At 66.0% G+C, this 22,658-nt stretch carries 19 protein-coding genes; 9 read left to right on the top strand and 10 right to left on the bottom strand.

Features of this window, described 5'->3' with window-relative positions; all coding sequences use genetic code 11:
* Window positions 1-14: 14 nt before the first annotated feature.
* Complete coding sequence (locus ACZ6YI_RS14710) at window positions 15-788, bottom strand: SDR family oxidoreductase (protein WP_465779313.1); 774 nt, start codon at window positions 786-788, stop codon at window positions 15-17.
* Between the two features lie 110 nt (window positions 789-898).
* On the opposite strand from ACZ6YI_RS14710, the gene ACZ6YI_RS14705 reads away from it, so the two are divergent.
* A complete protein-coding gene (locus ACZ6YI_RS14705; RefSeq protein WP_465779312.1) occupies window positions 899-1,813 on the top strand; it encodes a LysR family transcriptional regulator in 915 nt (304 codons plus the stop codon).
* Window positions 1,814-1,821: 8 nt separating this feature from the next.
* Here the strand turns inward: ACZ6YI_RS14705 and ACZ6YI_RS14700 are convergent, their stop codons facing one another.
* The 3 genes from ACZ6YI_RS14700 to ACZ6YI_RS14690 all read right to left on the bottom strand — a co-directional run bounded on the left by ACZ6YI_RS14700 (window position 1,822) and on the right by ACZ6YI_RS14690 (window position 7,573).
* Window positions 1,822-2,169, bottom strand: a complete 348-nt coding sequence (locus ACZ6YI_RS14700; RefSeq protein ID WP_465779311.1) for a DUF4377 domain-containing protein — start codon at window positions 2,167-2,169, stop codon at window positions 1,822-1,824.
* 143 nt (window positions 2,170-2,312) lie between these two features.
* Window positions 2,313-5,006 carry a pyruvate dehydrogenase (acetyl-transferring), homodimeric type gene (gene aceE, locus ACZ6YI_RS14695; RefSeq protein WP_465779310.1) on the bottom strand — a complete coding sequence of 898 codons (2,694 nt, stop codon included), beginning with the start codon at window positions 5,004-5,006 and terminating at the stop codon, window positions 2,313-2,315.
* A gap of 272 nt (window positions 5,007-5,278) precedes the next feature.
* Window positions 5,279-7,573, bottom strand: a complete 2,295-nt coding sequence (locus tag ACZ6YI_RS14690) for an NADP-dependent malic enzyme (protein ID WP_465779309.1) — start codon at window positions 7,571-7,573, stop codon at window positions 5,279-5,281.
* Between the two features lie 271 nt (window positions 7,574-7,844).
* Here ACZ6YI_RS14690 and ACZ6YI_RS14685 point away from each other — a divergent pair, with 271 nt between their 5' ends.
* A complete protein-coding gene (locus ACZ6YI_RS14685) occupies window positions 7,845-9,440 on the top strand; it encodes a reprolysin-like metallopeptidase (RefSeq protein ID WP_465779308.1) in 1,596 nt (531 codons plus the stop codon).
* A 5-nt stretch (window positions 9,441-9,445) separates the two neighbouring features.
* Here ACZ6YI_RS14685 and ACZ6YI_RS14680 read toward each other — a convergent pair whose 3' ends face one another.
* Window positions 9,446-10,687, bottom strand: coding sequence for a flavohemoglobin expression-modulating QEGLA motif protein (locus ACZ6YI_RS14680; protein ID WP_440328327.1), 1,242 nt, complete (start codon window positions 10,685-10,687; stop codon window positions 9,446-9,448).
* 96 nt (window positions 10,688-10,783) lie between these two features.
* Window positions 10,784-11,530, bottom strand: coding sequence for an FAD-binding oxidoreductase (locus ACZ6YI_RS14675; protein WP_465779307.1), 747 nt, complete (start codon window positions 11,528-11,530; stop codon window positions 10,784-10,786).
* Between the two features lie 82 nt (window positions 11,531-11,612).
* Here ACZ6YI_RS14675 and ACZ6YI_RS14670 point away from each other — a divergent pair, with 82 nt between their 5' ends.
* From ACZ6YI_RS14670 to ACZ6YI_RS14640, 7 genes are all read left to right on the top strand, one after another.
* Window positions 11,613-12,545, top strand: coding sequence for an ABC transporter ATP-binding protein (locus ACZ6YI_RS14670; RefSeq protein ID WP_440328330.1), 933 nt, complete (start codon window positions 11,613-11,615; stop codon window positions 12,543-12,545).
* Complete coding sequence (locus ACZ6YI_RS14665; RefSeq protein ID WP_440328332.1) at window positions 12,542-13,309, top strand: ABC transporter permease; 768 nt, start codon at window positions 12,542-12,544, stop codon at window positions 13,307-13,309. Before ACZ6YI_RS14670 ends, ACZ6YI_RS14665 begins: the two co-directional genes overlap by 4 nt.
* Window positions 13,310-13,312: 3 nt before the next feature.
* Complete coding sequence (locus ACZ6YI_RS14660; RefSeq protein WP_465779306.1) at window positions 13,313-14,032, top strand: pseudouridine synthase; 720 nt, start codon at window positions 13,313-13,315, stop codon at window positions 14,030-14,032.
* A 151-nt stretch (window positions 14,033-14,183) separates the two neighbouring features.
* On the top strand, window positions 14,184-15,338 hold the full coding sequence (locus ACZ6YI_RS14655; RefSeq protein ID WP_465779305.1) for a hypothetical protein: 1,155 nt from the start codon (window positions 14,184-14,186) through the stop codon (window positions 15,336-15,338).
* Window positions 15,335-16,246, top strand: coding sequence for a hypothetical protein (locus ACZ6YI_RS14650; RefSeq protein ID WP_465779304.1), 912 nt, complete (start codon window positions 15,335-15,337; stop codon window positions 16,244-16,246). Before ACZ6YI_RS14655 ends, ACZ6YI_RS14650 begins: the two co-directional genes overlap by 4 nt.
* A 15-nt stretch (window positions 16,247-16,261) precedes the next feature.
* The gene (locus ACZ6YI_RS14645; RefSeq protein ID WP_465779303.1) at window positions 16,262-17,350 is read left to right on the top strand and encodes a hypothetical protein; all 1,089 of its coding nucleotides are present in this window, start codon (window positions 16,262-16,264) and stop codon (window positions 17,348-17,350) included.
* Window positions 17,351-17,364: 14 nt separating this feature from the next.
* A complete protein-coding gene (locus ACZ6YI_RS14640) occupies window positions 17,365-18,414 on the top strand; it encodes a hypothetical protein (RefSeq protein ID WP_465779302.1) in 1,050 nt (349 codons plus the stop codon).
* Between the two features lie 127 nt (window positions 18,415-18,541).
* Here ACZ6YI_RS14640 and ACZ6YI_RS14635 read toward each other — a convergent pair whose 3' ends face one another.
* The 4 genes from ACZ6YI_RS14635 to ACZ6YI_RS14620 are packed head-to-tail and all read right to left on the bottom strand — an operon-like array spanning window position 18,542 to window position 22,603.
* On the bottom strand, window positions 18,542-19,420 hold the full coding sequence (locus ACZ6YI_RS14635; protein ID WP_465779301.1) for a hypothetical protein: 879 nt from the start codon (window positions 19,418-19,420) through the stop codon (window positions 18,542-18,544).
* Window positions 19,417-20,604, bottom strand: a complete 1,188-nt coding sequence (locus ACZ6YI_RS14630) for a hypothetical protein (protein WP_465779300.1) — start codon at window positions 20,602-20,604, stop codon at window positions 19,417-19,419. The genes ACZ6YI_RS14635 and ACZ6YI_RS14630 overlap by 4 nt, the downstream gene beginning before the upstream one ends.
* A 29-nt stretch (window positions 20,605-20,633) precedes the next feature.
* Window positions 20,634-21,434 carry a hypothetical protein gene (locus tag ACZ6YI_RS14625; protein WP_465779299.1) on the bottom strand — a complete coding sequence of 267 codons (801 nt, stop codon included), beginning with the start codon at window positions 21,432-21,434 and terminating at the stop codon, window positions 20,634-20,636.
* The gene (locus ACZ6YI_RS14620; RefSeq protein ID WP_465779298.1) at window positions 21,431-22,603 is read right to left on the bottom strand and encodes a hypothetical protein; all 1,173 of its coding nucleotides are present in this window, start codon (window positions 22,601-22,603) and stop codon (window positions 21,431-21,433) included. Before ACZ6YI_RS14620 ends, ACZ6YI_RS14625 begins: the two co-directional genes overlap by 4 nt.
* Between the last annotated feature and the right edge of the window lie 55 nt (window positions 22,604-22,658).

Here is a 22,658-nt window from a genome sequence, read left to right as displayed (position 1 = left end):
CCGGCCTTTTTTTGTCACTTGGTGGTGTAGCCGCCATTGATCAGCAGCGTCTGGCCGGTGATCCACCAGCCATCACTGACAAGGTGCCGAATGAAGGGCACGACGTCTCCGATGTCGGTCAGGCCGGTCTTGCTGAATGGCGAAAGCGCAGCCGCACCCTTGTGATAGGCAACGGCATCCGCACCCTCGGCCGGATAGAAGAACGGCGTATCCATGGGGCCAGGGCCTACCGCCGTCACGGATATACCGCGCTCGCCGAACTCTTTCGCAGCCGCACGCGTGTAATGTTCAACGGGTGCCTTGCTACCCGCATACGTCGCATAAAAAGGGGTGAATGCGCCGAGCAGTGATGTGACGACGGTGCAGATCTTGCCGTGATCATTGAGGTGCTTGCCAGCTTCCTTGATGAAGAAGAATGCCGACTTGCTGTTCACCAGGCTCATCTCGTCATACTCGGCCTCGGTGATTTCCGCGATCGCCTTCTTGAGCACCTTGCCCACCGTATTGATCGCGATATCGGGCCGTCCCACCGCCGCGACGGCATCGGAGAACAGCTTTTCCATCGCGCCGGCGCTCGTCAGGTCGGCCTGCAATGCCACCGCCTTCGCACCGGCTTGCTCGATAGCGGCCACGGTCTTCATGGCATCTGCCTTCGAACCCTCGCTGTTGTAATGGATCGCTATCGCTTTGGCGCCCTGGCTCGCGAGATCGCGAGCGATAAGGCCACCGAGATTCTTGGCGCCGCCGGCGATCAGGACGACCTTGCCCTTGATGCTGTGCTGGGACATGGGACTACCTCGCAGAGTGAACGGTTTCCTGACTCTATAGGGCGGCCAAGGCTGAATAAATCTGGCATTCAAGGCTAGACTATCCACAAATTCTTGCTAATCGGCTGCAGATGGATCGCATCGAGCAACTCCGGATCTTTCTCCGCGTGGCCCACGGCGGTGGCTTCAGCCTGGCTGCGGATCAGCTCGGCCTCCCTCGTGCCACGGTATCCCTGGCGATCCAGCAGCTCGAGGCGCGGATGGGGACGCGGCTGTTCAATCGCACGACGCGCCGTGTCAGCCTGACCCAGGACGGCGAGTCCCTGCTCGACCGCGCGACGGCGCTGGTGGCCGATAGCGATGAACTGGAGCAACAATTCCGCCAACCGGCCGGCGTGGTGCGGGGGCGCTTGCGGGTTGATATGCCGAGCCGTATCGCGCGGCGTTTCGTAGCGCCCGCGCTGCCGGGATTTTTCGAACGGTATCCCGGTATCGAACTCGATCTCGGCTCCGGTGATCGGGCAGTCGATCTGGTACATGAGGGCATCGACTGCGCGCTTCGCGTGGGCGAACTCCCTTCCAGCAGCCTCGTGGCGCGCTCGCTTGGCACGTTTCGCCTCGTCAACTGCGCCAGCCCGGCCTACCTCGCGCGCCACGGCGTACCGCGGACCCCGGCCGACCTCCCGGACCATATGGCGGTCAACTATGCCCTTCCCTCGAACGGCCGGGCGATTCCGTGGGAGTGGGCAGATGGGGAAGAGGTACGCTCACTGGCCATGCGTGGCGCGGTGGCGGTGAACAATGCGGAGACCTATATCGCGTGCTGCCTCGCGGGTCTTGGCCTGATCCAGATTCCCGCATTCGATGTGCGCAGCCACCTGGAAGCCGGGGATCTCGTGCAAGTGCTGCAGCCCTGGCCCGCTCCGCCCATGCCGGTGCATATCGTTTACCCGCACCGGCGCCACCTGTCGCGGCGCGTGCAAGCGTTCAGCCAATGGTTGACCGAGATCCTCACCCCGCATCTGGAAACTGGCGCGCGGGCCTGATCGCGCAGTTACGGCACCGGCGGCTTGTCGACCGGGTGCTGCTCGACGATCTTGTCCACGCGCCAGTGCACGCGCGACGCGTCGGCCGGTGGGTTCTTCACCTCGAGCTCGGTGATCTTCACCAGGTATTCGTTGCCGGGCTTCCAGTCGAAGTTATCGATGGGCGCGTAGTTGAGCTGCCACGGCTGATTCGGCTCTTCGCGGTATTGCAGGCACTCGGTCTTCATGACACCGGCGGTGCATGGCGCCTTCTCGGCGGCGATGTAAATCGTGCGCTCTCGCGAGCCGTGGTGGTCGCCAGTGGTGGCGCAGGCGGCGAGGGCAAGGGCGGCGGCGGAAAGAAGAGCGATGCGCATGACGCGAAGTCCGGAACGAGCAGGCCTACAGAAATACCAGCTTCACGCGGGTACCGCCATCCACGGGGCGTGACGATTCAGGGGCAAAACGATGGCACAAAAAAAAGGGCGCCGGAGCGCCCTTTTTTTCTTGCCTATATGCCTCAGGCGTACAGCGGGTTCGGCTTGTCGACGTCCAGCTTGTATTCCTTGATGGCGCGGCTGACGTCCTTCGCGTTGACCTTGCCATCCTTCGCGAGGGCGGCCAGGGCGGCGTGGGCGATCCAGTAGCGGTCCACCTCGAAGTGCGAGCGCAGGTTGGCGCGGGTATCGCTACGGCCGTAACCGTCGGTACCCAGCGCGGTGTAGCGCATGCCATCTGGCATGAACGCGCGCACCTGGTCGGAGAACTCACGCACATAGTCGGTCGCGGCGATGGCCGGGCCCTGGCGATCGGCGAGCAGGCCGGTGATGTACGGCACGCGCTGCGGCGATTCCGGGTGCAGGCGGTTCCAGCGCTCGGCATCGAAGCCTTCGCGGCGGACTTCCGAGAAGCTCGGCACCGACCAGATATCCGCGGTCACGCCGAAATCCTTCTCGAGCAGCTCGGCGGCGGCGATCACTTCGCGCAGAATCGTGCCCGAACCCAGCAGCTGCACGCGCGGCTCGTTCTTCTTCGGCTTGCCGGCGTCCTTGAACAGGTACATACCCTTGATGATGCCTTCCTCGCTGCCCTTCGGCATGTCGGGGTGGGCGTAGTTCTCGTTCATCACGGTGATGTAGTAGTAGACGTCTTCCTGCTCCTGCATCATCCGGCGCGTGCCATCCTGCAGGATGACGGCCAGCTCGTAGGAGAAGGTCGGGTCGTACGAGATCACGTTCGGGATCGCGCCGGAAAGCAGGTGCGAGTGGCCGTCTTCGTGCTGCAGGCCTTCACCGTTCAGCGTGGTGCGGCCCGAGGTGCCACCGATGAGGAAGCCACGCGCGCGCATGTCGCCAGCGGCCCAGCACAGGTCGCCGATGCGCTGGAAGCCGAACATCGAGTAGTAGATGAAGAACGGCAGCATCGGGGTATTGCTGATGCTGTAGCTGGTGGCAGCGGCCAGCCAGGCGCTCATGCCGCCGGCTTCGCTGATGCCTTCCTGCAGGACCTGGCCCTTCTGGTCTTCGCGGTAGTACAGCAGCTGGTCGGCATCCTGCGGACGGTACTTCTGGCCGAACGGCGCATAGATACCGATCTGGCGGAACATGCCTTCCATGCCGAAGGTGCGGGCTTCGTCGGCGACGATCGGCACCAGGCGCGGGCCGAGCTCCTTGTCGCGGAGCATGAGGTTCATGCCGCGGACGAGGGCCATCGTGGTCGAGATCTCGCGATCGCCCGTGCCCTTGGTGATCTGCTCGAAGGCTTCGAGCGTCGGGGCCTGGAACGACTTGTCGGCCTTGCGGCGACGCTGCGGCAGCGCACCGCCGAGCGCGCGGCGGCGCTCGAGCATGTACTGCACTTCTTCCGAGTCCTTGCCCGGGTGGTAGAACGGCACTTCTTCCAGCTTGTCGTCGGGCACCGGGATGTTGAAGCGATCGCGGAAGGCGCGGATCGCGTCGGTGTCCATCTTCTTCTGGTTGTGCGCGGGGTTCTGCGATTCACCCGCGGCGCCCATGCCGTAGCCCTTCACCGTCTTGGCGAGGATCACGGTCGGCATGCCCTTGGTGTTCACCGCCGCGTGGTACGCCGCGTACACCTTGTGCGGATCGTGGCCACCGCGGTTGAGGCGCCAGATGTCGTCGTCGGACATGTTGGCGACCAGCGCGGCCGTCTCCGGGTACTTGCCGAAGAACTTTTCACGCGTGTAGGCGCCACCGAAGGCCTTGCAGGCCTGGTACTCGCCGTCGACGGTTTCCATCATGAGCTGGCGCAGCTTGCCCGAGGTATCGCGGGCGAGGAGCGGATCCCAGTAGCTGCCCCAGACCACCTTGATGGCGTTCCAGCCGGCGCCGCGGAACACGCCTTCCAGTTCCTGGATGATCTTGCCGTTGCCACGCACCGGGCCATCGAGGCGCTGCAGGTTGCAGTTGATGACGAAGATCAGGTTGTCGAGGCCTTCGCGGCCGGCCAGCGCGATCGCGCCGAGCGATTCCGGCTCGTCCGACTCGCCGTCGCCCATGAAGCACCAGATCTTGCGATCGGACTTCGGGATGAGGCCGCGGTGCTCGAGGTACTTCCAGAACTGGGCCTGGTAGATCGCCTGGATCGGGCCAAGGCCCATCGAGACGGTCGGCACCTGCCAGTAATCCGGCATGAGGTACGGGTGCGGGTACGAGGACAGGCCACGGCCCTTGCCAGCCACTTCCATGCGGAAGAGGTCCATCTGGTCTTCGCTGAGGCGGCCTTCGAGGAAGGAACGCGCGTACACGCCCGGGGCCGAGTGGCCCTGGTGGAACACCAGGTCGCCCGGGTGGTCTTCGCTCGGGGCGCGCCAGAAGTGGTTGAAGCCGACGTCGTACAGCGTGGCCGACGAGGCGAAGCTGGAGATGTGGCCGCCGAGGTCGCCCGGCTTGCGGTTGGCGCGCACGACGGTCGCCAGCGCGTTCCAGCGGATCAGCGAGCGGATGCGCCATTCGAGGGCGGCATCGCCGGGGCTGCGCGCTTCCATGTGCGGCGGGATGGTGTTGACGTATTCCGTGGTCGGGTCGAACGGCAGGTAGCCGCCCGCGCGACGCGTGGAATCGACCATGCGCTCCAGGAGGTAATGGGCGCGTTCCGTGCCATCGTGGTTGATGACCGCGTTAAGCGATTCGACCCATTCCCGGGTTTCGGTGGGGTCGAGGTCCTGGTTGAGCACGTCGTCGATCTGGTCCATGGAAGCTCCGGCTGCGCCCTTGGCGCGCACATGGGGGACTGAAAGAGCCGCTGGGGTGCGGGAAAACCTGTTGATGATATCGCATCGATAAGGCATACGCGGCCGTACGGCCCACCTGAATCGATCAAAATTGGCACAACTGCTTTGCAGGCCGGGGATTTTGGGGACCTCCGGCTGTTGTGGGAGCGCGCTTGCGCGCGATCGGGTCTACGGCGAGAACCCATCGCGTGCAAGCACGCTCCCACGACGTCACATCCTTATGTTTCAGCCAGTTACGACTGACGACGGGTCACACCCGCGCGGATCTGCGCTTCCACGCAGGCTACCGAGGTCATGTTCACCACCCGGCGGACCGTGGCCTGCGGGGTGAGGATGTGGGCCGGCTTGGCCACGCCCATGAGGATCGGGCCGATGACCACGCCATCGCAGAGCACCCGGACCATGTTGTAGGCCGTGTTGGCCGCATCCAGGTTCGGGAACACGAAGACGTTGGCCTTACCTTCCAGGCGCGAGTTCGGGAAGATCCGCTCGCGCAGCTCGGGGGTGAGGGCCACGTCGGCCTGCATCTCGCCTTCGACTTCCAGCTTGGGCACGCGCTCGCGGATGAGATTGAGCGCCTCGCGCATCTTCCGGGAGTTGCGCGTCTCACGGCTGCCAAAATTGGAGTTGGACAGCAGCGCGATCTTCGGCTGGATACCGAACAGCTTCAGGCGAATCGAAGCCTGCAGGGTCGCCTCGGCGATCTGCTCGGCCGTGGGGTCTTCCTGGACATACGTGTCGAGGAAGAAGAACGTGCCCTTCTCCGTCGCTACCGCGGCCATGGCCGAGGCCTCGCAGACGCTGTCGTCCAGGCCGATGATGTCGCGGATGTAATCGAGCTTGCTCTGGTAGGTGCCCACCAGGCCGCAGATCATGGCGTCGGCTTCGCCGCGCTCGACCATCAGCGCCGCGATCACCGTGGGGCGCGAGCGAACCACCGCCTTGGCGGAAGCCGGCGTGACGCCGCGACGCTCCATGATCGAGTGGTACAGCTTCCAGTAGTCCTCGAAGCGCGGATCCGAGTGGATATTGCACATCTCGAAATCCACGCCCGGCTTCAGGCGCAGGCCGGCACGGGCGATGCGCTTCTCGATGACGTCCGGGCGGCCGACCAGGATCGGACGGGCCAGGCCTTCATCGACCACCGTCTGCACGGCGCGCAGCACGGTCTCTTCCTCGCCTTCCGCGTAAACCACGCGCTTCGGATCGGCCTTGGCGCGATCGAACACGGGCTTCATCAGCAGGCCGGTACGGAAGACGAAACTGGTGAGCTTCTCGATGTAAGCCGGGAAATCCTCGATCGGGCGCTCGGCCACGCCGGAATCCATCGCGGCCTGGGCGATCGCCGGCGGCAGCTGGATCAGCAGGCGCGGGTCGAACGGCTGCGGGATGAGGTATTCAGGACCGAAGCTCGGCGGCTTGCCGCCGTAGGCGCGCGCGCTGACATCCGAGGATTCGCGGCGCGCGAGTTCGGCGATGGCCTTCACGCAGGCCACCTTCATGTGTTCGTTGATGACCGAGGCGCCCACGTCGAGCGCGCCACGGAACAGGTACGGGAAGCACAGCGCGTTGTTGACCTGGTTCGGGTAATCCGAACGGCCCGTGGCCATGATGCAATCCGGGCGCACGGCCTTCGCGTCTTCCGGCAGGATCTCCGGGTTCGGGTTGGCGAGCGCGAAGATGATCGGGCGCTCGGCCATGGTCGCGACCATCTCCGGCTTCAGGATGCCGCCGGCGGATAGGCCCAGGAAGATGTCCGCGCCGTCGACGATCTCGGCGAGCGTGCGCTTGTCGGTGTCGCGCGCGTAGCGCTGCTTGTCCGGGTCGAGGTCGGTGCGACCCGTGTGGAGCACGCCATCGCGATCGAACGCGAGGATGTTCTCCTTCTTCATGCCCAGCGTCACGAGCATGTCGACGCAGGAGATGCCCGCGGCGCCCATGCCAGTGGTGGCGAGCTTCACGTCCTCGATCTTCTTGCCGGTGACGAGCAGCGCGTTGAGCACCGCGGCGCCGACGATGATCGCCGTGCCATGCTGGTCATCATGGAACACCGGGATCTTCATGCGCTCGCGGAGCTTGCGCTCGACGACGAAGCACTCCGGCGCCTTGATGTCCTCGAGGTTGATGCCACCGAAGGTCGGCTCGAGGCTGGCGATGATGTCGACCAGCTTGTCCGGGTCGGTTTCGTTGATCTCGATGTCGAACACATCGATACCGGCGAACTTCTGGAACAGCACGCCCTTGCCTTCCATGACCGGCTTGCTGGCCAACGCGCCGATGTTGCCCAGGCCGAGCACCGCGGTGCCGTTCGAGATCACGGCGACCAGGTTGGAGCGCGCGGTGAGTTCGGCCGCTTCCTTCGGGTCCGCCACGATCGCGTCGCACGCGGCGGCCACGCCAGGCGAATACGCCAGCGACAGGTCGCGCTGGGTCAGCAGCGAGGTGGTGGGGGTGACCTTGATCTTGCCCGGGCGGGGAAGGCGGTGGTATTCGAGGGCGGCTTGCCTCAGTTCCTCGGAGATGGCCATGGGATCCTGTGGGACGTAGCGGGTCAATGAGGGGGCGCTGGCCCTGGGCCGGCGCGGCAGGCCACCGATGTTAACACCGCGCCCCCGCCATCCCCTTGCTGCGGTGTGTCGCTTTCCGACAAGCAGTGATACCCGGCGCCCACGTATACGGCGGGCGCATACCTGCATTGCATCGCCATGCGCCTGCGTACGCTGGTCCTCCCGTCATGGCCGGAGGGTCGCAATGCTGAAATTTCCTTCAATCCTTGCGGTTGCGTTGGTAGGACCGGCCATGGCGGGACCCGTCTCTTCGCCGCTCACCGACGCCCGCGCGCCACTGTTCGCCGTCGCGTCCGATGGGCGCGCCGCGGCGGTGGTCGAATTGCCCCTGGCCGATGGCACGCCGTCGGCGTTTCGCATGGTCGATTCGCGCACCTTGCCACCAAGTTTGATGCGCCGGTTCCCGGCCATGCGCAGCTTCCGCGGCGAGGATGCCGCGGGTCGGGTGGCGCGCCTCGATTACGCGGCCGATGCGGCGCGGCTGAGCATCCGGGATGGTGTGCGGTGGTCCCACCTCACGGTGCCGCTGGCCGTGGAGCCGCCGGATGCTTCCTCCGCCCAGCCCGCACGCAGGAACCGTTCCCCGCGCGCGCACGTGATCGCCGGCGATACACCCTGGGCGCCCTGGGCACCGGTGGCCAGCTCCGCCCCCGTTCGCTACGAATTCCGGCTGGCCCTGGCGGCGGGCAGCCGGTTCACGGCCACCCACGGCGGCACGCGCGATGCCGCGCTGGGCGCGCTCGCCCACCTGGCCAACCGGGCGAACGAGGTATTCGAGAACGACCTCGGCGTGCACTTCACCCTTGCGGCGAACAACGAGCGCCTTGTCATCACCGATCCTGAGGGTGATCCACTGCAGCATGGGGAACCGCGCACCGCCGCGGTCGAACTGATTGAGCGCCGGCTCGGTGCCAGTGCCTACGATGTCGGCCATGCCCTGCTCGGCCCGGACCTGTCCGGGGGCGAGTCGGCCACGGGCACTTCATGCAGCGATGCGCGCGATGCCGACCTGTTCGCGACCCACAAGGCCGCGGCCTGGAGCGGCGCGGCCGATCCGGAGACCGCGTTCGCGGGCATGCTGTTCACGCTCGCCAACCAGTTGGGCGCACCGTTCCGGCCGAATGCCTGCTGGCACTGCCTGTCGTTCGACGGCGCCAGCATCGGACGCGTCCGCAGCTGGCTCGGCTCACGCGGCGGCCGTTGCGCGAAGAGGGTGCTGGTCGATGCCGCCGCGCCATGGATCGATCCGCAATCCTGGGAGGAGCCGCCAATGATCCCGGCGCGCACGCCCTTCTGGCTGGACGCAAGCGTCGAAGCGTCCATGCCCGATCGGCGCCTCACGTACGCCTGGGACCAGATCGACGAGACACCGCTGGGCTCCGCCACGCCACCCACCGCGCACAGCCGCCGCGAGTTCACGACCGCCCTGCCCGCCACGGCGCGCTGGATGGATTACCGGCTTTCGGTGCGCGACAACGGTGGCGCCACGGCGACATGGGCCAGCCTGGACCTGCGCGTGCAGGTGATCGACACCAGCCGCCCCTTCGCGGTGCTACCGACGGCCGATACCGCGACGGCTTCGCCGCTGGTCGTCCGCTGGGATCCCGCAGGCACGACATCGCCGCCACTCTCCTGCCATTTCGTGGATATCTCGCTTTCCCGCGACGATGGCGCCACCTGGCAGCCGCTGGCTACCGGCGAACGCAACGATGGTGAGGCGACCCTGCCGGTGCCGGAAGGTGCAGCCGCCGAACGGGCGCGCCTGCGTGTCGCCTGCGACTGGCGCCCGTTCTTTGCCGAGTCCGCGGAGCCGTTCCGCATCGGCTGACCGTGTCAGAGGCCGAGCGAGATTTCCTCGGCTTCCACGCCGGCCATGTGGATATGGTTCACGAACAGCGAAAAGGCGAGCTTCCCGGCCAGGCCGTGCACGTGCTGCATCCACGGCGGGAGATAGCGCGGCGCAGCGATGTCACCGCTTTCGAAATGCGTCTCCAGTGACATCACGTCGTGCAGGGCCAGCTTGCCGGCGAACAGGTTGCGCAGCAGGTCGAGCCGGCGCTGGCGCAACGCCCAGCGGAAGAAGGTATGCACCGCGAGCAGGCCGGTGAGGTACACGTTGTCCTTCGCGAACGCCGCGCCGCCCGTGAGCGGCACGCCGCGAAACACCCGCTGCGCCGAATGGAAGCTATCCGCCACGCTCTGCCCGCACACGCGGAAATAGCGAAACACCTCGACGAAATCCGCGCCGTTCATCGCCATGTCGATCGCCAGGATGCGCAGGCTGATGCGCTTGAGCCGGGAAATATCGATGGCGCCCGACATCAGTTCGGCGAACACCGCGAGACCTTCCTGCGTTGCGGTCACGCGTGGCGACGTGCGCGCCAGCGAGGCAAGGACAGGCTGCTCGCGGCCGTTCAACGCGGTGAGCGAGTGGACGAAGGCTTCGTGCGCCAGCAACTGGTGCCGGTCGTATTCGGTAAAGCGCGCGCCGCCGCGCAGGCGGATGCGGGTCGCACCCGCCGCCGCCTTGGCGGTGAGTTCCGGATCGACCTCGACCGCGATCGTGCCCGGTTCGAAGAAGGCGTCGAGCCTCGCCGTCATGTCGCGGCGGAGCTCCTCGGCGCTGATGTGGCCGGCCGCATCCTCCGTTTCCAGGTCGGCGCCGAGCTCATCGGCCAGGTTCACGAAATACGCCGCCGCGTCGAGATTGCTGCGGGTGCTGCCTGGGATCGCGTCGCCCGGCCGCCCGTAGAGGAGCACCGAGGCGTCGGTCACGCCGTCGGTCCCGGCGGCTTCGAGCATGCGCGAGGCGACCCGCCACGATTCTGCGGTGCGCCGGAGGTAATCGGCGATGGGGTGGTCTTCGCCCGCCTCTGCCTCGATCGCCTCGAGCTCCGCCCGGGTCTCGGAGAGATCCGGCGTGTTGTAGTGGATGACCGGGACCGAGACGCGCCCCGCACTGAACTCCTCGATCAGCCGTTCCTCGACCGAGGCCGGCCACGACACCGTGGGCAGGATGCGGATATTGCGCACCGCCACGAGGAGGCGGTGGTCGAGCGCCGAAAACCGGCGCATTTCGGGGGAAAGAGGGACGGACTCAGCCTTGGCGTGCATGCCCGGGAGTATAGGCCACCCCCGGCACGCGTTAGGAGCGTGCGCGGAACCCAGGCCTCACCGCGATGAGATGTACTTCTCGCGGCGGATATGTTGAACCGCCAGCCCATGCTCCTTCAGCGCCGCAAAGGCCGCGTCCACCATGTTCGGGTTGCCGCAAAGGTAGGCGATATCCCGCTCCGCGGTGGGCTCGAGCTCGGCCAGCATGTCCTGCACGTACCCCACGCGATCGTGGGGCCGCGGGTTCGGGCGGGGGCCGCGGCTGAAGCAGGGGTGGAAATCGAAGCCCTCGTGCTTGCGGGCGAACGCATCGAATTCCTCGCCGTAGAGCAGTTCACCCTCGTTGCGGGCGCCGTACAGCAGCACGAAACGGCAGCCGCGCGAGGCCATCAGCGCCTCGATCTGCGGCAGCATGGCGCGGTACGGGGTCACCCCCGTGCCCGTCGCGATCAGGATATAGCGGGCGTTCTGGTCGCCATCCATCAGGCAGAAACGGCCATACGGCCCGCTGGCGTCGATTGCGCCGCCCTCCTCCAGCCCGCTCAACAGTGCGGTGGCCGCGCCGCCTTCCACGTAGGAAACCGCGATCTCGATGCGCTGGACCGGGCCCGACCCATCGCCCACGGTGCCCACGGAATAGCTCCGCTTGGTCGGCTTGCCGTCGTCGTACTGGAAGTGGACCTGCAGGAACTGGCCCGGCACGAAGGCCAGGGGCTGGCCATCCGCCCGCTCGAAGGACAGGTGCCGCACCGAGGGGGCGAGCATGAAGCTGTCGGCGAGGCGGAGCTGGAATTGTTCGGCCATGGAAAGTCTCTGTTGACGCCAGGGAACAAGGTCGCCCGGCAAAGCCCGGTATAATAGGCGGCTTGTCATCCCGGCGCAGCCCATGACCACTCCTGCCTTACACGTCAAAGATTTACGGAAAACCTACGGCAACGGTGTCGAGGCCCTGAAGGGCATCTCGCTCACCGTCGAGCCGGGGGATTTCTTCGCCCTGCTCGGCCCGAACGGTGCCGGCAAGTCCACCCTCATCGGCATCCTCTCCTCGCTGGTCAACGCCTCCTCGGGCGATGCCGAGGTATTCGGCGTCTCGATCCACAAGCGCCGCAGCGATGCCATGCGCCTGATTGGCCTGGTGCCCCAGGAACTCAACTTCAACCAGTTCGAGAAGCCGTTCGATATCTGCGTGAACCAGGCCGGTTTCTACGGCATTGGTCGCGCGGAGGCATCGGAGCGCGCGGAGAAGTACCTTAAGGAGCTGCGCCTGTGGGACAAGGCGCACCTGCAGGCGCGCACGCTCTCGGGCGGCATGAAGCGCCGCCTGATGATCGCCCGCGCGATGATGAACGAGCCGAAGCTGCTGATCCTCGATGAGCCGACCGCCGGCGTGGATATCGAGATCCGCCGTTCCATGTGGCAGTTCGTCAGCGGGATCAACGCCGCGGGCACCACCGTGATCCTCACCACGCATTACCTCGAGGAAGCGGAGCAGCTCTGCCGCAACATCGCCATCATCGACCAGGGCCGCATCGTCAAGAACACGACGATGAAGAGCCTGCTGTCGACGCTGGACGTCGAAACCTTCGTGCTCGATGTGAACCGCACCGCGGGTGAGCTGCCTGCCCTGCCCGGCGTCACCCTGCGCGTCATCGACGACCACACCCTGGAAGCCGAGATGTCCCGCGCGCACGACCTCAACTCGCTGTTCGCCGCCCTGTCGGCGCACGGCATCACCGTCACGTCGATGCGCAACAAGGCCAACCGCCTCGAGGAACTGTTCGTCCGCCTGGTCGAGCACGGCCGGGAGAACGTCGCATGAGCAACCATCTCGTCGCCCTCGGCACGATCGTCCGCCGCGAGATCGTGCGCATCATGCGCATCTGGACCCAGACACTGATCCCGCCGGCCATCACGATGACGCTGTACTTCGTCATCTTCGGCAAGCTCATCGGCAGCCGCATCGGCACCATGCATGGCTTCACCTACATGCAGTACATCGTGCCCGGCCTGGTCATGATGAGCATCATCACCAACAGCTACGGCAACATCTCGTCCTCGTTCTTCGGCGCCAAGTTCGGCCGCTTCGTGGAAGAGATGCTGGTCTCGCCGATGCCGAACTGGGTGATCCTGCTCGGCTACGTCACCGGCGCCGTCACCCGCGGCCTGGTCGTCGGCGTGCTGGTCCTGCTCATCGCGCTGTTCTTCACCGACCTGCACGTCGCGCACCCGATCACCACGTTCTTCTCGGTGTTGCTCGGTGCCACGGTGTTCTCGCTCGCGGGCTTCGTCAACGCGGTGTACGCCAAGAAGTTCGACGATATCGCGCTGGTCCCGACCTTCGTGCTCACCCCGCTCACCTACCTCGGTGGCGTGTTCTACTCGGTCGACCTGCTCAGCGAGCCGTGGCACAGCATCTCGCTGGTGAACCCGATCCTGTACATGGTGAACGCCTTCCGCTTCGGCGTGCTCGGCGTCAGCGACGTGCCCATCGTCACCGCCTTCGTCGTGATGCTGGTGTTCGTCGTCGGCCTCAGCGCGATCGCCCTGCGCCTGCTCAGCCGCGGCGTCGGCCTGCGGTCGTAAGCGGTGCGGGTCAACAAGTACATTGCCGAGTCCGGCCTGTGCTCGCGCCGTGAGGCGGATGAGCTGCTCCAGGCCGGGCGCGTCATGATCAACGATGAAGTCGTCGGCATGGGCGCCAAGGCGCTCGACGGCGATGTGGTGAAGGTGGATGGCGAGGTGGTCGTCGCCCGCACCGTCGCGCCGGAATCCGCAAAGAACCGCGGCGTCTACATCGCGCTGAACAAGCCAGTGGGCATCACCTGCACCACCGACACCACGGTGGACGGCAACATCGTCGATTTCGTCGACCATCCCCAGCGCATCTTCCCGATCGGCCGGCTCGACAAGGATTCGGAAGGCCTGATCCTGCTCACCAGCAACGGCGATATCGTCAACGAGATCCTCCGAGCGGAGAACCACCACGAGAAGGAATACCTCGTGGCGGTGAACAAGGCGGTGACCGACGAGTTCCTCTCCGGCATGGCGCGCGGCGTGCGCATCCACAACCAGATGACGAAGCCCTGCAAGGTGCGCAAGATCGCGAAGTTCGGCTTCGCGATCACTCTCACCCAGGGGCTGAACCGGCAGATCCGCCTCATGGCCGCCGCGTTCGGCTACCGCGTCACCCAGCTGCGCCGCGTGCGCATCATCAATGTGAAGCTGGGCCACCTGAAGCCGGGACAGTGGCGGAACCTGACCGAGGCCGAGCTGAAGGGGTTGCTCCCGGAGCGCACCCGCTGGTGATGACCGGTTTGTAGGCGGCGTCCTACACGAGACTGAGGCAATCCCTCAGTCGCAAAGCAGGCTTCCGCCGATACCGCGTGTCGAAGGACCTCCCGATACTGTGGCCGCCCGTCCCCACCGGGCATCCCCCACAAGGAAGGAATTCCCCGACATGAAGTCGTTAGCAAGGCTGGCCCTCCTGGCCGGCATGTTGCCCCTCCCTGCATTCGCGGCCCTCGAACACCCCGCCACCGCCGATGTCTACCGCGAGATGCTCCGCCTGCGCGGCACGCCAGGCACGACGCACGCCGTGCCGTTCAGTGAAGCTGCGCTGGGGACGTCCGGGCTGCTCGCGCAGATGCTGCAGGAGCCCGCATCGCCCTACAGCGAGCTTATCCTCGCACCGGCGTTCACCAACGACGTCTGGTGGCCGGAACTGGCCGACCGCGTGGCGGGGGGCCTGCCCTTCGATGCCACCCTGCAGAGCATGCAGTGGCAGCTCGGCCTGACAAAGGCTCGCCCCGGTATCGATGTCGATGTGAGCGCGGAACAGGTGCGCGCGTACCGCGGTCGGGAGGCCGCGGCCAGCGCGGTCAAGGCCGGCATCTCGCCCCAGGTCTTCGCCACGGCGCTCGACCGCCACGCTTCCCGTATCAGCATCGCCGCGAAAGAAGCCGTGGCGGTGATGCTGCTCGGCGAGCAGATGGCCGCGAACCCGCGCGATCGCTGGGAAGCCATGAATATCCGCGGCGACCTGCACGCCCTCTATACCGCGGGAGGCAACCGCCTGCCCGCGCTCAGCGACGAAGATGACGAGTACCTGATGAGCCTCGTCACCGCGGCCATCGCCTCAGGCACCATGAGCGCCGCCGATGGCGTGCAGCAGTTGCCCGCGGCGTACCGCGTCGCGCGCGCCGCCGCCGCATACACGGATGCCACCGGATATGTATCTTCCCGTCCGCTGTGCGCCGCCGACGCGCCGGCACCGGGTCACCCGCACGGTAGCGACGCGCTTGCGGAAGCTGCGCTCTGCTTCGTCGCGGCCACCGACCGAGGTGTGCTGGGCTGGTACCGTGAAGAAATCCACCGGGAGCATGAACGCCTCCGCCGGCAGGCCGCGGGGTCCGGCAACCGCGACAAGACCGGCCTGCTGACGCTGCTGGGTATCGCACTGCCCGTGCTGGATATCGCCGCTCTGGTCGAAGCAGCCGAGCTGTCCGTTGCCACCGAGATTGCGGAAACGAGCGCCGACGTCGACGCGGCGATCGAAGCAGACGCTGCCGCCGCGCGTTCATCTCGTCTCATCTGCGGAGTACGCGCACGATGAAGACGTCGCTGATCATGCCACTGGTCTCCCTTGCCGCACTCGCCGTTGCCTGCGGAGCCCAGGCACAAACGATCAACATCAGTGTCGGTACCGGTCTGGCCAACGTGGCGACGGTGTATAGGGAATCGACCGTAATGGCCGAGGCTTACCGTAAGTACGTCCAGGAGAACGGGACCAAGCTTTCGAACAAGGAGGCCAGGGCACTACGCGGCAAGCTCCGCGGAGCAACGGTGGCGCACATGCGGTACCAGCCCCCGGGCAACCGACCTGAAATCCTCGTGCACGCGCGTAGCGGTCGCTCGATCGAAGGCACGATCGAGCAGCTGACAGGTGCAGGCGGCGGCTCGGGCAGCTCCACGGAGGCCGGAGAAGCCGTGAGCCCCACCGAACAGGCGCGGGATATCGGCGAGGCCCGCTACTACCCCGCCGATACGCCCACCTCCATCCGGGCGGTGAACCTTGAGAGAAAGGCAGGATGGGTCGTCCAGCCGTATCCTGGCGAAGACGGCAGGGTTATCCATGGAGGCGATGCCGAGCTCAAGGCCCTGCGCAACCTTGAATCCCGAATCGCAGGCGACCCCGCGCTGCAGGGCGGCCGCCTTACCGGGTATGTCAGCAAGACCGTGTGTGAGTCGTGCACGCGCGCCTTCGCCGATTTTGCTGAGACATACGGGGTATCCGGGAATGTCTATCACCTGGACGAGACCATCGTGACCGGAGTGGCCGCGAGCCCTGGCCAGCAATGGTCGGGAACGCTCAGGCGCATGCGCACGGCCAATGTCGAGACCGTATTGTCGGACGAGGTGTTCGAAGCAGGCTCGATGGACTGGTGGTCCACACCGTTCGAAGCCGCCCGCGTCGCTGCTGCCGAAGCTGGCGTGCTTGCCATCCCCGCGGCATGTGATTGAGACACCCGGCGAGGCATGAAACGACGCACGCCATGGTGTGTTATCCGCGCGGTAATGGCCTTGCTGGCGATGTCGACGGTGCCTGCCCAGGCAGGCACCGTCGTCGAGGCGATGCAGGCACAGCGCGTCGCCCAACTGGGCGTCGACGCATCGCTTGCCCAGGATGAGGCTTGGTTCGCCCGGCAAATGCTAGTGGACCCGGCATCGCCCTACAGCGATGCGGTGGCACAGCCGTCGTTTACCAATGAAGCGTGGTGGCAGGGCGTGCTGGAAGCGGTCGGTGATGACACCGGTGAGGAAGCGGTCCTGGGCCGATTACGACGCGAGTTGGGCATGGAGCGTGCCCGACCTGGCATCGATGTGACACCCGGACCGGGCTTTCGTGATCCATTCGTCGCAGCGCATGCGACAAAGGCCGGTCTCGACGCCGATATCTTCTGGCGCGTGCTCGACGTGTTCGGCTACGACCTCGCACCGCGCTTCGCGAGCCATGCCATCGGCCTGCAACTCCTGCGGGACGCGATGGCCAGCGTCCCCGCCGACAGGCATGTGGCCGCAGGTATCCGCGGCGACGTGCTGAGCCGGTTCATGCAGGCGCGTGTCCCGTCGGACCTCACCAGGCATGACCTCCGCTACGTCGAAATACTCGTTCAATATCGCATGGTTCACCCGGGACGCGACACGCCGTTACCGACCGCGTGGCGCGTCGCACGCGCGGCCGCCGCGTTTCGCGACGCAGCCGGCTATGTCACCGGGGCACCCTGCCTGCCCGATGCGTCGCCCGATCCAAGGCATGCCGGGTCAGGTGCCGTCGGCGACGATCGCGTGCCCTGCCTCGTCGCGGCCACCGACCGGGCCGTGCATCGCTGGTATGTCGATGCGTTGCGTCGCCCGCCGCCGCGCGCGCCCTCACACCCTCATGGGCTGGCCGCCGTGTTCGGAGCGATCGGCCTGTTTCTTCCGCTACTCGACATGGCTGCCGTATTCGAAGTCGTCGAGGCGGCGATCGCCGACGATGCGGTGTCCCTCGAGGCGGTCGCCGCCGACGACGCAAGCTTGTGGTCGGCACGCGCTCACCGCCTGACGTGCCGCATACCGGAGTAAGGAATATGTTGCTGATGAAAAGCCTGGCCAGCGCAACGCTCGCCGCGCTCCTTGCCTGCTCGCCCGCGCGGGCCGGCAGCGTGAAAACGGATTACCTCGATATCGATGAAGGCTGTGCCACCGCACTGCTCGAAGCGAGCAGCCAGCGTCACGTCGACGCGATGCGTCATATCGTGGCCGAGCGTTATCACGGCACGCATTCGGTGCGGAGGTGGGAGGAGGTCGAGTCCCATCTGCGCACGGCGACGCTGGCGCGCGTGGAGTATGAATACGACATCGGCGGGGCAGTCGCGATTCGCGTCTACCATGCCCTGGGCGGGCAGCCGCTGGGTGACGTGGCGCGCAATGCCTTCGAGGGAGAGGCGCCTGGTTCGCCAGAGTCACCGTCGTCTCCCGGATGGAGCGATTCAGACGACCCGGCCGTTGCCACCTCCGGGCGCATGACCGATGAGGACATCTCGGCGATGGAGGCGCGGGATGAAACCGCGTATTCAGGGTTCGACGAGAGCGACCTGCGCGCGCCCTTCCGCCCGGCTGGCCGGTCGGTACTGAAGCCATACTGGCACCAGGGACGCTACCACGCGTTCGATGCCGAGCAGAAGGCGCTGCGTGCCATCGAGGAAGATATCCTCGATGGACGCATGCCCCGCGGCGGCACCGTGCGTGGGCTGATGAGCGGAGCGCCTTGCGCCACGTGCCGCGAATCCATCAAGGCCTTCGCCGATATCTACGACCTGGATATCACGCTGAGCGGCATGTCACCGACCGTGCCGGTGAGGGTAAAGGATGCGTTGCTTGCATCAGGCCGCGCGCGCATGAAGGGTCCGCGGCTGGTCGATGTCGCCAGCGGGCGCCCGCTCGTCGCGTTCGATGTGCTCGCTGGGGCTCGTGACGCGCAGGTCCGCGAGGGCCTTGGGCCGCTGGCGCACGAGCGTGCATCGCAGGGCACGCGCTGGCAACGGCGTTCGTTCCGGTTGGGTCCGCCGCCGAGGCGGTCGCCCGGTGCGGAGGTGCCTGGCGCCGAGCCTGAAACCAATCCGCCCGTAACCGGGCCGGATTGCTGAGCTCGCATGACCGGTCGATCTCGTGTGGCCGCGTGTACGCACGATCCCGCCATCGGTTCCCGGCAAATGCCCGCCGCGTATGCGGCAGGCATTCGTTCTGCCTCCTGACCGTGCGAGCCGGGTCAAGTCACTCCCTGGGGGACGGATGCGGGGTTAGCGGCAACGCCTGCTCTTCGACGCAATCCACCGCTCCCGTCGCCGGCGTGGCGCCGGGCCCCTGCTCCTCGCGGAGCAGGTTCATCTGCCCACCGTTCACCGCCACGTGAACGCCATTGACGTATTGTTCGCGCTGTCGGCGGAAGCGGGTGTAGGCCGGTGAGCCGGGGCCGAGGTACGTTACGCTGACATCGATATTCTGGTTACCGGACAGCGCCTCGAGCGCGGCATCGCAGGATGGACACGGCAACTGGCTGCTGAAGCCATAGAGAGCGCCGCCTGGCGTGACTGTATCCGTTGCGATATCCAGTTCGATCTTCCTGGCGATCTTTAGCTCCGCATCGCGGCGACGGGCGTCGCGATAACGGTCACCTGGAACCGGCGAATGCGTTACATCGGACCCGAACAACGCTTCGTCATCCCACGCCACCACCTCCTCCGGCGTGTAGGTCATGAAGGCACCGTACGGCAGGGTTTCCAGTGCAGGATGCTGGATGTATGCCTCCCGGTGGAAATCGCTACGACCCGACATGGCATGATAGACGCGCTGATGTTCCACGCCGTCGCGCTGGAAGTAGTACGTGAAGCTGACGAAGGTCGCGGTCTCGAGCCGCCGGCGGAAGCTCGCGAATTCATCGGTGTTTACACGCGCCCCCTGTAGCGCATGCCGATACCACCGCGCCGCCGGGTACGCGTGGGCCATGAACGAAGCCCACACGCGGGCATTGACCGTCCCGTTCGTATCGGTTGCATCGACGACGAACTTGCTGACGGGGCGCGCCGCCGCGCCCATGGATGCAAGGGTCGCGACCACCACAAGCGCGACGCGGGAAAGCTTGATGGATGTCATGGGGCAGCACTCCGGCAGATCAACAGGTTGGCGCGTTCCGTCATGCGCCAGGCATTGATGTCGTTCACCGCTCCCGCCTCGCTTTCCGCTGCCATCTGCGATTCGACCACCTCGGCATGATTCGAATAGTTCAATGCTTCGTCGCGGTAGATCGATGCCCAGGCAGGGCGCAGGTCACCGAAATAGCGGATGAGCCGTGCGGCCTGCTCCGGGTCGGTGAAATCGCTGGGCGGCCGACTCAGTTCCGTCCTGCGTAGCGCACGATACCGGCGATAAACAGCACGGTCCGTGGCTTCAGCGGGGCAGATCGGTCGGCTCAGGTCTTCAGGTACGCGACCTGCCACCGCTGGCGATCGCGCGCCGTCGTCGCTGCACGACATGGAGCCATCATTGTCCGCGTACTGGCTTCCGTGGACCATGGTGGCGCGAGCCAGGCGAAGCGGCGTGGGCAGTTCGCGGTGACCATCGAGGGTTGCGCGGCCAGCACGCCATGTCGAAAGCTCCGAGCGCAACAGCGCGGCCAGGTATGCGAGATCGCTGTCGGGCAGATCGCGCAGGCTCCTGGCCCGCTCGAAGCGCACAAGTACATTTGCGTCGATGCCAAGGCGACGCGCCTTCGTGGCATCCGTCGTAGCCACCCAGCCCTCGAGGATCTGCAGGCTCACCGCCAGCTCACTGCCCAGGGTGATCAACTTGCCACGGGCATCAGCGAAGTTCACTGCGTGCATCCAGTTGTAGCGAGAGACGCCCGCCTTGGAGAGGCTAGCCGCAGGCACCGCATGCATGTGGCCTGGCGTGGGGATGGTGGGATCCCGAAGCACCTGCAAGCCTGGCATCGCCGCGGTCATGCCAAGATCCCAGGCCATCTGCCGGTGCAATGCCTGGTCGTCAGGCAGCGGTGCATCGCTGTTACCGTGGAGCCGGCTTTGCAGGCGCAGCCATGCCGCCTCTTCGCGTTCGCTGGGAACGAGATAGAAGGGGGATGCCAGCGCGGAATAGATATCCGGCGCGCGATTGAGATAGGTCGCGCGCAGGAAATCGTCCGAGTGGAAATCGGCCTCGCTTTCCATGCCGCGCATGCGCTCCAGTGTCCACAGCAGGTAGGTATCGCCAAGTTGCGGCGGTGGAAAGGCACGACCGTCATCCGCCTGTGCGGGTGCTGCCATGGCGACGAGAACAGCCATGGCAAGCGCCGGGTATGTCCGGTGAATCTTCATTGGGCATAGATCCTCGCGCAGGTACCGGCGCTCGGCGGCGGCGTGGGGTGCCCCGGGCCTTCGGGGTGGCGGATATGCACGAGCACCGTATCCATGAACCGGTTTGCGATGGTGCGAAAGCGCCGGTATGCCTCGCTAAGTTCGCCTTCGAGGTAATCGACGTTGATGTCGACGTTATATTGCGCCGAGAACTGGTGCATCACGTGCTCGCACGAATCGCACATGGGCTGGCTGATGAAAGCATGCAGCGCGCCGCCCGAGGTGACGACACCTGCCTGCATGTCACGCTCGATGGTGCGCAGGGCTTTCAATTCGGCATCGCGCTGGTGCTGACCACCCGGCTGGTCACCTTCGACCTCGGTGGCGACCAGGCTGCTGCGATCGCTGGTGCGGAGGTGGGCGTGGATGCGCGTGCTGTCCTGGGCGATGAAGTCCGCCATGGGCCGCCCGGCAGGGCCGAGCGCGGTGAAAGGATTATCCGGGCCGGACATCGCGTAGTAGACGCGGGTGTGCCGCACGCCATCCTTCATGTACGTGTATTCGAATGCGCCGTAGGTGGCGGATGAGACCGCGCGGCCGAATCGATCGAACTTCGTGCGCGAAACCAGGTCGCCGTTGAGTTCATCGAGATACCAGGCGGAAGCGGCCTCCGCGTGGAAGCGGAAGGCATCCAGCAATGGCGTCATGACCAGGTTCTTTGGATCGGTAGCGAAGGCGCGTGTTTTCCACTCAGCGGCGTGAAGCGGCTGGGCGACGATGAACGACAGCGCGGCGGCAAAAAGATAACGTCGTTTCATGAGCCGAGCTCCTTGTCGCAGAGGAACATGAGGCGGCGCTGTGCATAGCGATCCGCGTTGCGGCGCGAGGGTTCATCGTCGGCGAGCTGGTCGGCGACCAGCGACTCCACGATCTCGACGTGTGAGCCGTAAACCTGCAGGGCCTTGTCGAAGGCGCCGAGCCACATGGGCCGCATGGGGCTCAGGGTGCGCGCCATGCGGATGGCCGGCGCGACGACGAAGTTGGAATGCGCGGGATCGACCTGCGACGCGAGGTTCATCTGGTACCAGGTCAGGATGGTGCGATCCGTGGCTGCCACTAGGCACATGTGGCGGGTGTTCTCCGTGGGTGCGATGGCTGCGACGCCCGCGCGCTCGCGGCCACGGTCGGTGCAGGGATCTTCCACATAGCCCTGCATGTCGCGGTAGGTAGCCGCCACGCGTGCCACGCGCAGCGCCGTCGGGATCTCGCGGCGACCGGCCGAGGTCATCTCGCCGGCATGGAACGTCGAGAGCTCCGCCTGCAGGAGGCGCACGAGGTAGACCAGGTCGTAGTCGCGCAGGTCGGCTTCCGAGCGCGCGAGCATGAAGCGTTGCAGCACATCCGCACGCAGGCCCAGCGATGCCCACTGGGCCTGGTCGAAGCAGGCCAGCTTGTCGGCGAGGATCTGCGCGGCTACCGCGTAGCTAGCGGCCACCGCGAACGAGCCCTGGCCGGCCAGGGCAAGCGCCCTGCGGGCGATGTCCTCCGAGACCGCGGCTTTGGCCAGCTGCGTGCCGGCCCAGCGTGCGCCCAGGTCGGGCGCGGGATGATCCGCATCGTCGACACCCGGATACCCGCTCGTCATTCCGAGATCCCAGGCGAGCGCTTCGGTCGCCGTGCCACGGGTGAGCGGCGTACCGCGATCGCTAAGCGTGGCGAACACACGGTTCCACACGGTGCCACGGAAGCCGAACGGTACCGCGCGGATGCCCGTGTAGATGGACAACGGCGCATTGACCATGTCGAGCGTGATGCTCGCGTCCGCGACGAGGTTGTCGTCCGCCGGCTGGCTGGCCAGGCGGTGACCGACCCAGGCCGAGATGATGTCGCCCGCTGGCGGGCCGACCCGGCTGTTGGCGATGGCCGCGCACGGTAGCGCGGCGATGACGGTGAGCGCGGTGACCGCGCCCAGGCAGAGGGTTCGCATGGGATCTCCTTTTCGGTGCGAAGCCGCGGGCGGATGCCGGCGGTTGGCACATTTG

Source organism: Luteibacter sp. NPDC104163, assembly GCF_055584245.1.
The sequence above is the reverse complement of the archived record's forward strand: the minus strand, read 5'-3'. Positions and strand labels throughout refer to the sequence as shown.

Excerpts from the sequence above, each read along its gene's own strand:
- ACZ6YI_RS14645 (WP_465779303.1), top strand. The coding sequence starts at position 16,262 with ATGAAACGACGCACGCCATGGTGTGTTATCCGCGCGGTAATGGCCTTG.
- ACZ6YI_RS14685 (WP_465779308.1), top strand. The coding sequence starts at position 7,845 with ATGGCGGGACCCGTCTCTTCGCCGCTCACCGACGCCCGCGCGCCACTG.
- ACZ6YI_RS14675 (WP_465779307.1), bottom strand. The coding sequence starts at position 11,530 with ATGGCCGAACAATTCCAGCTCCGCCTCGCCGACAGCTTCATGCTCGCC.
- ACZ6YI_RS14630 (WP_465779300.1), bottom strand. The coding sequence starts at position 20,604 with ATGGCTGTTCTCGTCGCCATGGCAGCACCCGCACAGGCGGATGACGGT.
- ACZ6YI_RS14620 (WP_465779298.1), bottom strand. The coding sequence starts at position 22,603 with ATGCGAACCCTCTGCCTGGGCGCGGTCACCGCGCTCACCGTCATCGCC.
- ACZ6YI_RS14625 (WP_465779299.1), bottom strand. The coding sequence starts at position 21,434 with ATGAAACGACGTTATCTTTTTGCCGCCGCGCTGTCGTTCATCGTCGCC.
- ACZ6YI_RS14655 (WP_465779305.1), top strand. The coding sequence starts at position 14,184 with ATGAAGTCGTTAGCAAGGCTGGCCCTCCTGGCCGGCATGTTGCCCCTC.
- ACZ6YI_RS14670 (WP_440328330.1), top strand. The coding sequence starts at position 11,613 with ATGACCACTCCTGCCTTACACGTCAAAGATTTACGGAAAACCTACGGC.
- ACZ6YI_RS14680 (WP_440328327.1), bottom strand. The coding sequence starts at position 10,687 with ATGCGCCGGTTTTCGGCGCTCGACCACCGCCTCCTCGTGGCGGTGCGC.
- ACZ6YI_RS14710 (WP_465779313.1), bottom strand. The coding sequence starts at position 788 with ATGTCCCAGCACAGCATCAAGGGCAAGGTCGTCCTGATCGCCGGCGGC.
- ACZ6YI_RS14635 (WP_465779301.1), bottom strand. The coding sequence starts at position 19,420 with ATGACATCCATCAAGCTTTCCCGCGTCGCGCTTGTGGTGGTCGCGACC.
- ACZ6YI_RS14665 (WP_440328332.1), top strand. The coding sequence starts at position 12,542 with ATGAGCAACCATCTCGTCGCCCTCGGCACGATCGTCCGCCGCGAGATC.
- ACZ6YI_RS14705 (WP_465779312.1), top strand. The coding sequence starts at position 899 with ATGGATCGCATCGAGCAACTCCGGATCTTTCTCCGCGTGGCCCACGGC.
- aceE (WP_465779310.1), bottom strand. The coding sequence starts at position 5,006 with ATGGACCAGATCGACGACGTGCTCAACCAGGACCTCGACCCCACCGAA.
- ACZ6YI_RS14650 (WP_465779304.1), top strand. The coding sequence starts at position 15,335 with ATGAAGACGTCGCTGATCATGCCACTGGTCTCCCTTGCCGCACTCGCC.
- ACZ6YI_RS14700 (WP_465779311.1), bottom strand. The coding sequence starts at position 2,169 with ATGCGCATCGCTCTTCTTTCCGCCGCCGCCCTTGCCCTCGCCGCCTGC.
- ACZ6YI_RS14640 (WP_465779302.1), top strand. The coding sequence starts at position 17,365 with ATGAAAAGCCTGGCCAGCGCAACGCTCGCCGCGCTCCTTGCCTGCTCG.
- ACZ6YI_RS14690 (WP_465779309.1), bottom strand. The coding sequence starts at position 7,573 with ATGGCCATCTCCGAGGAACTGAGGCAAGCCGCCCTCGAATACCACCGC.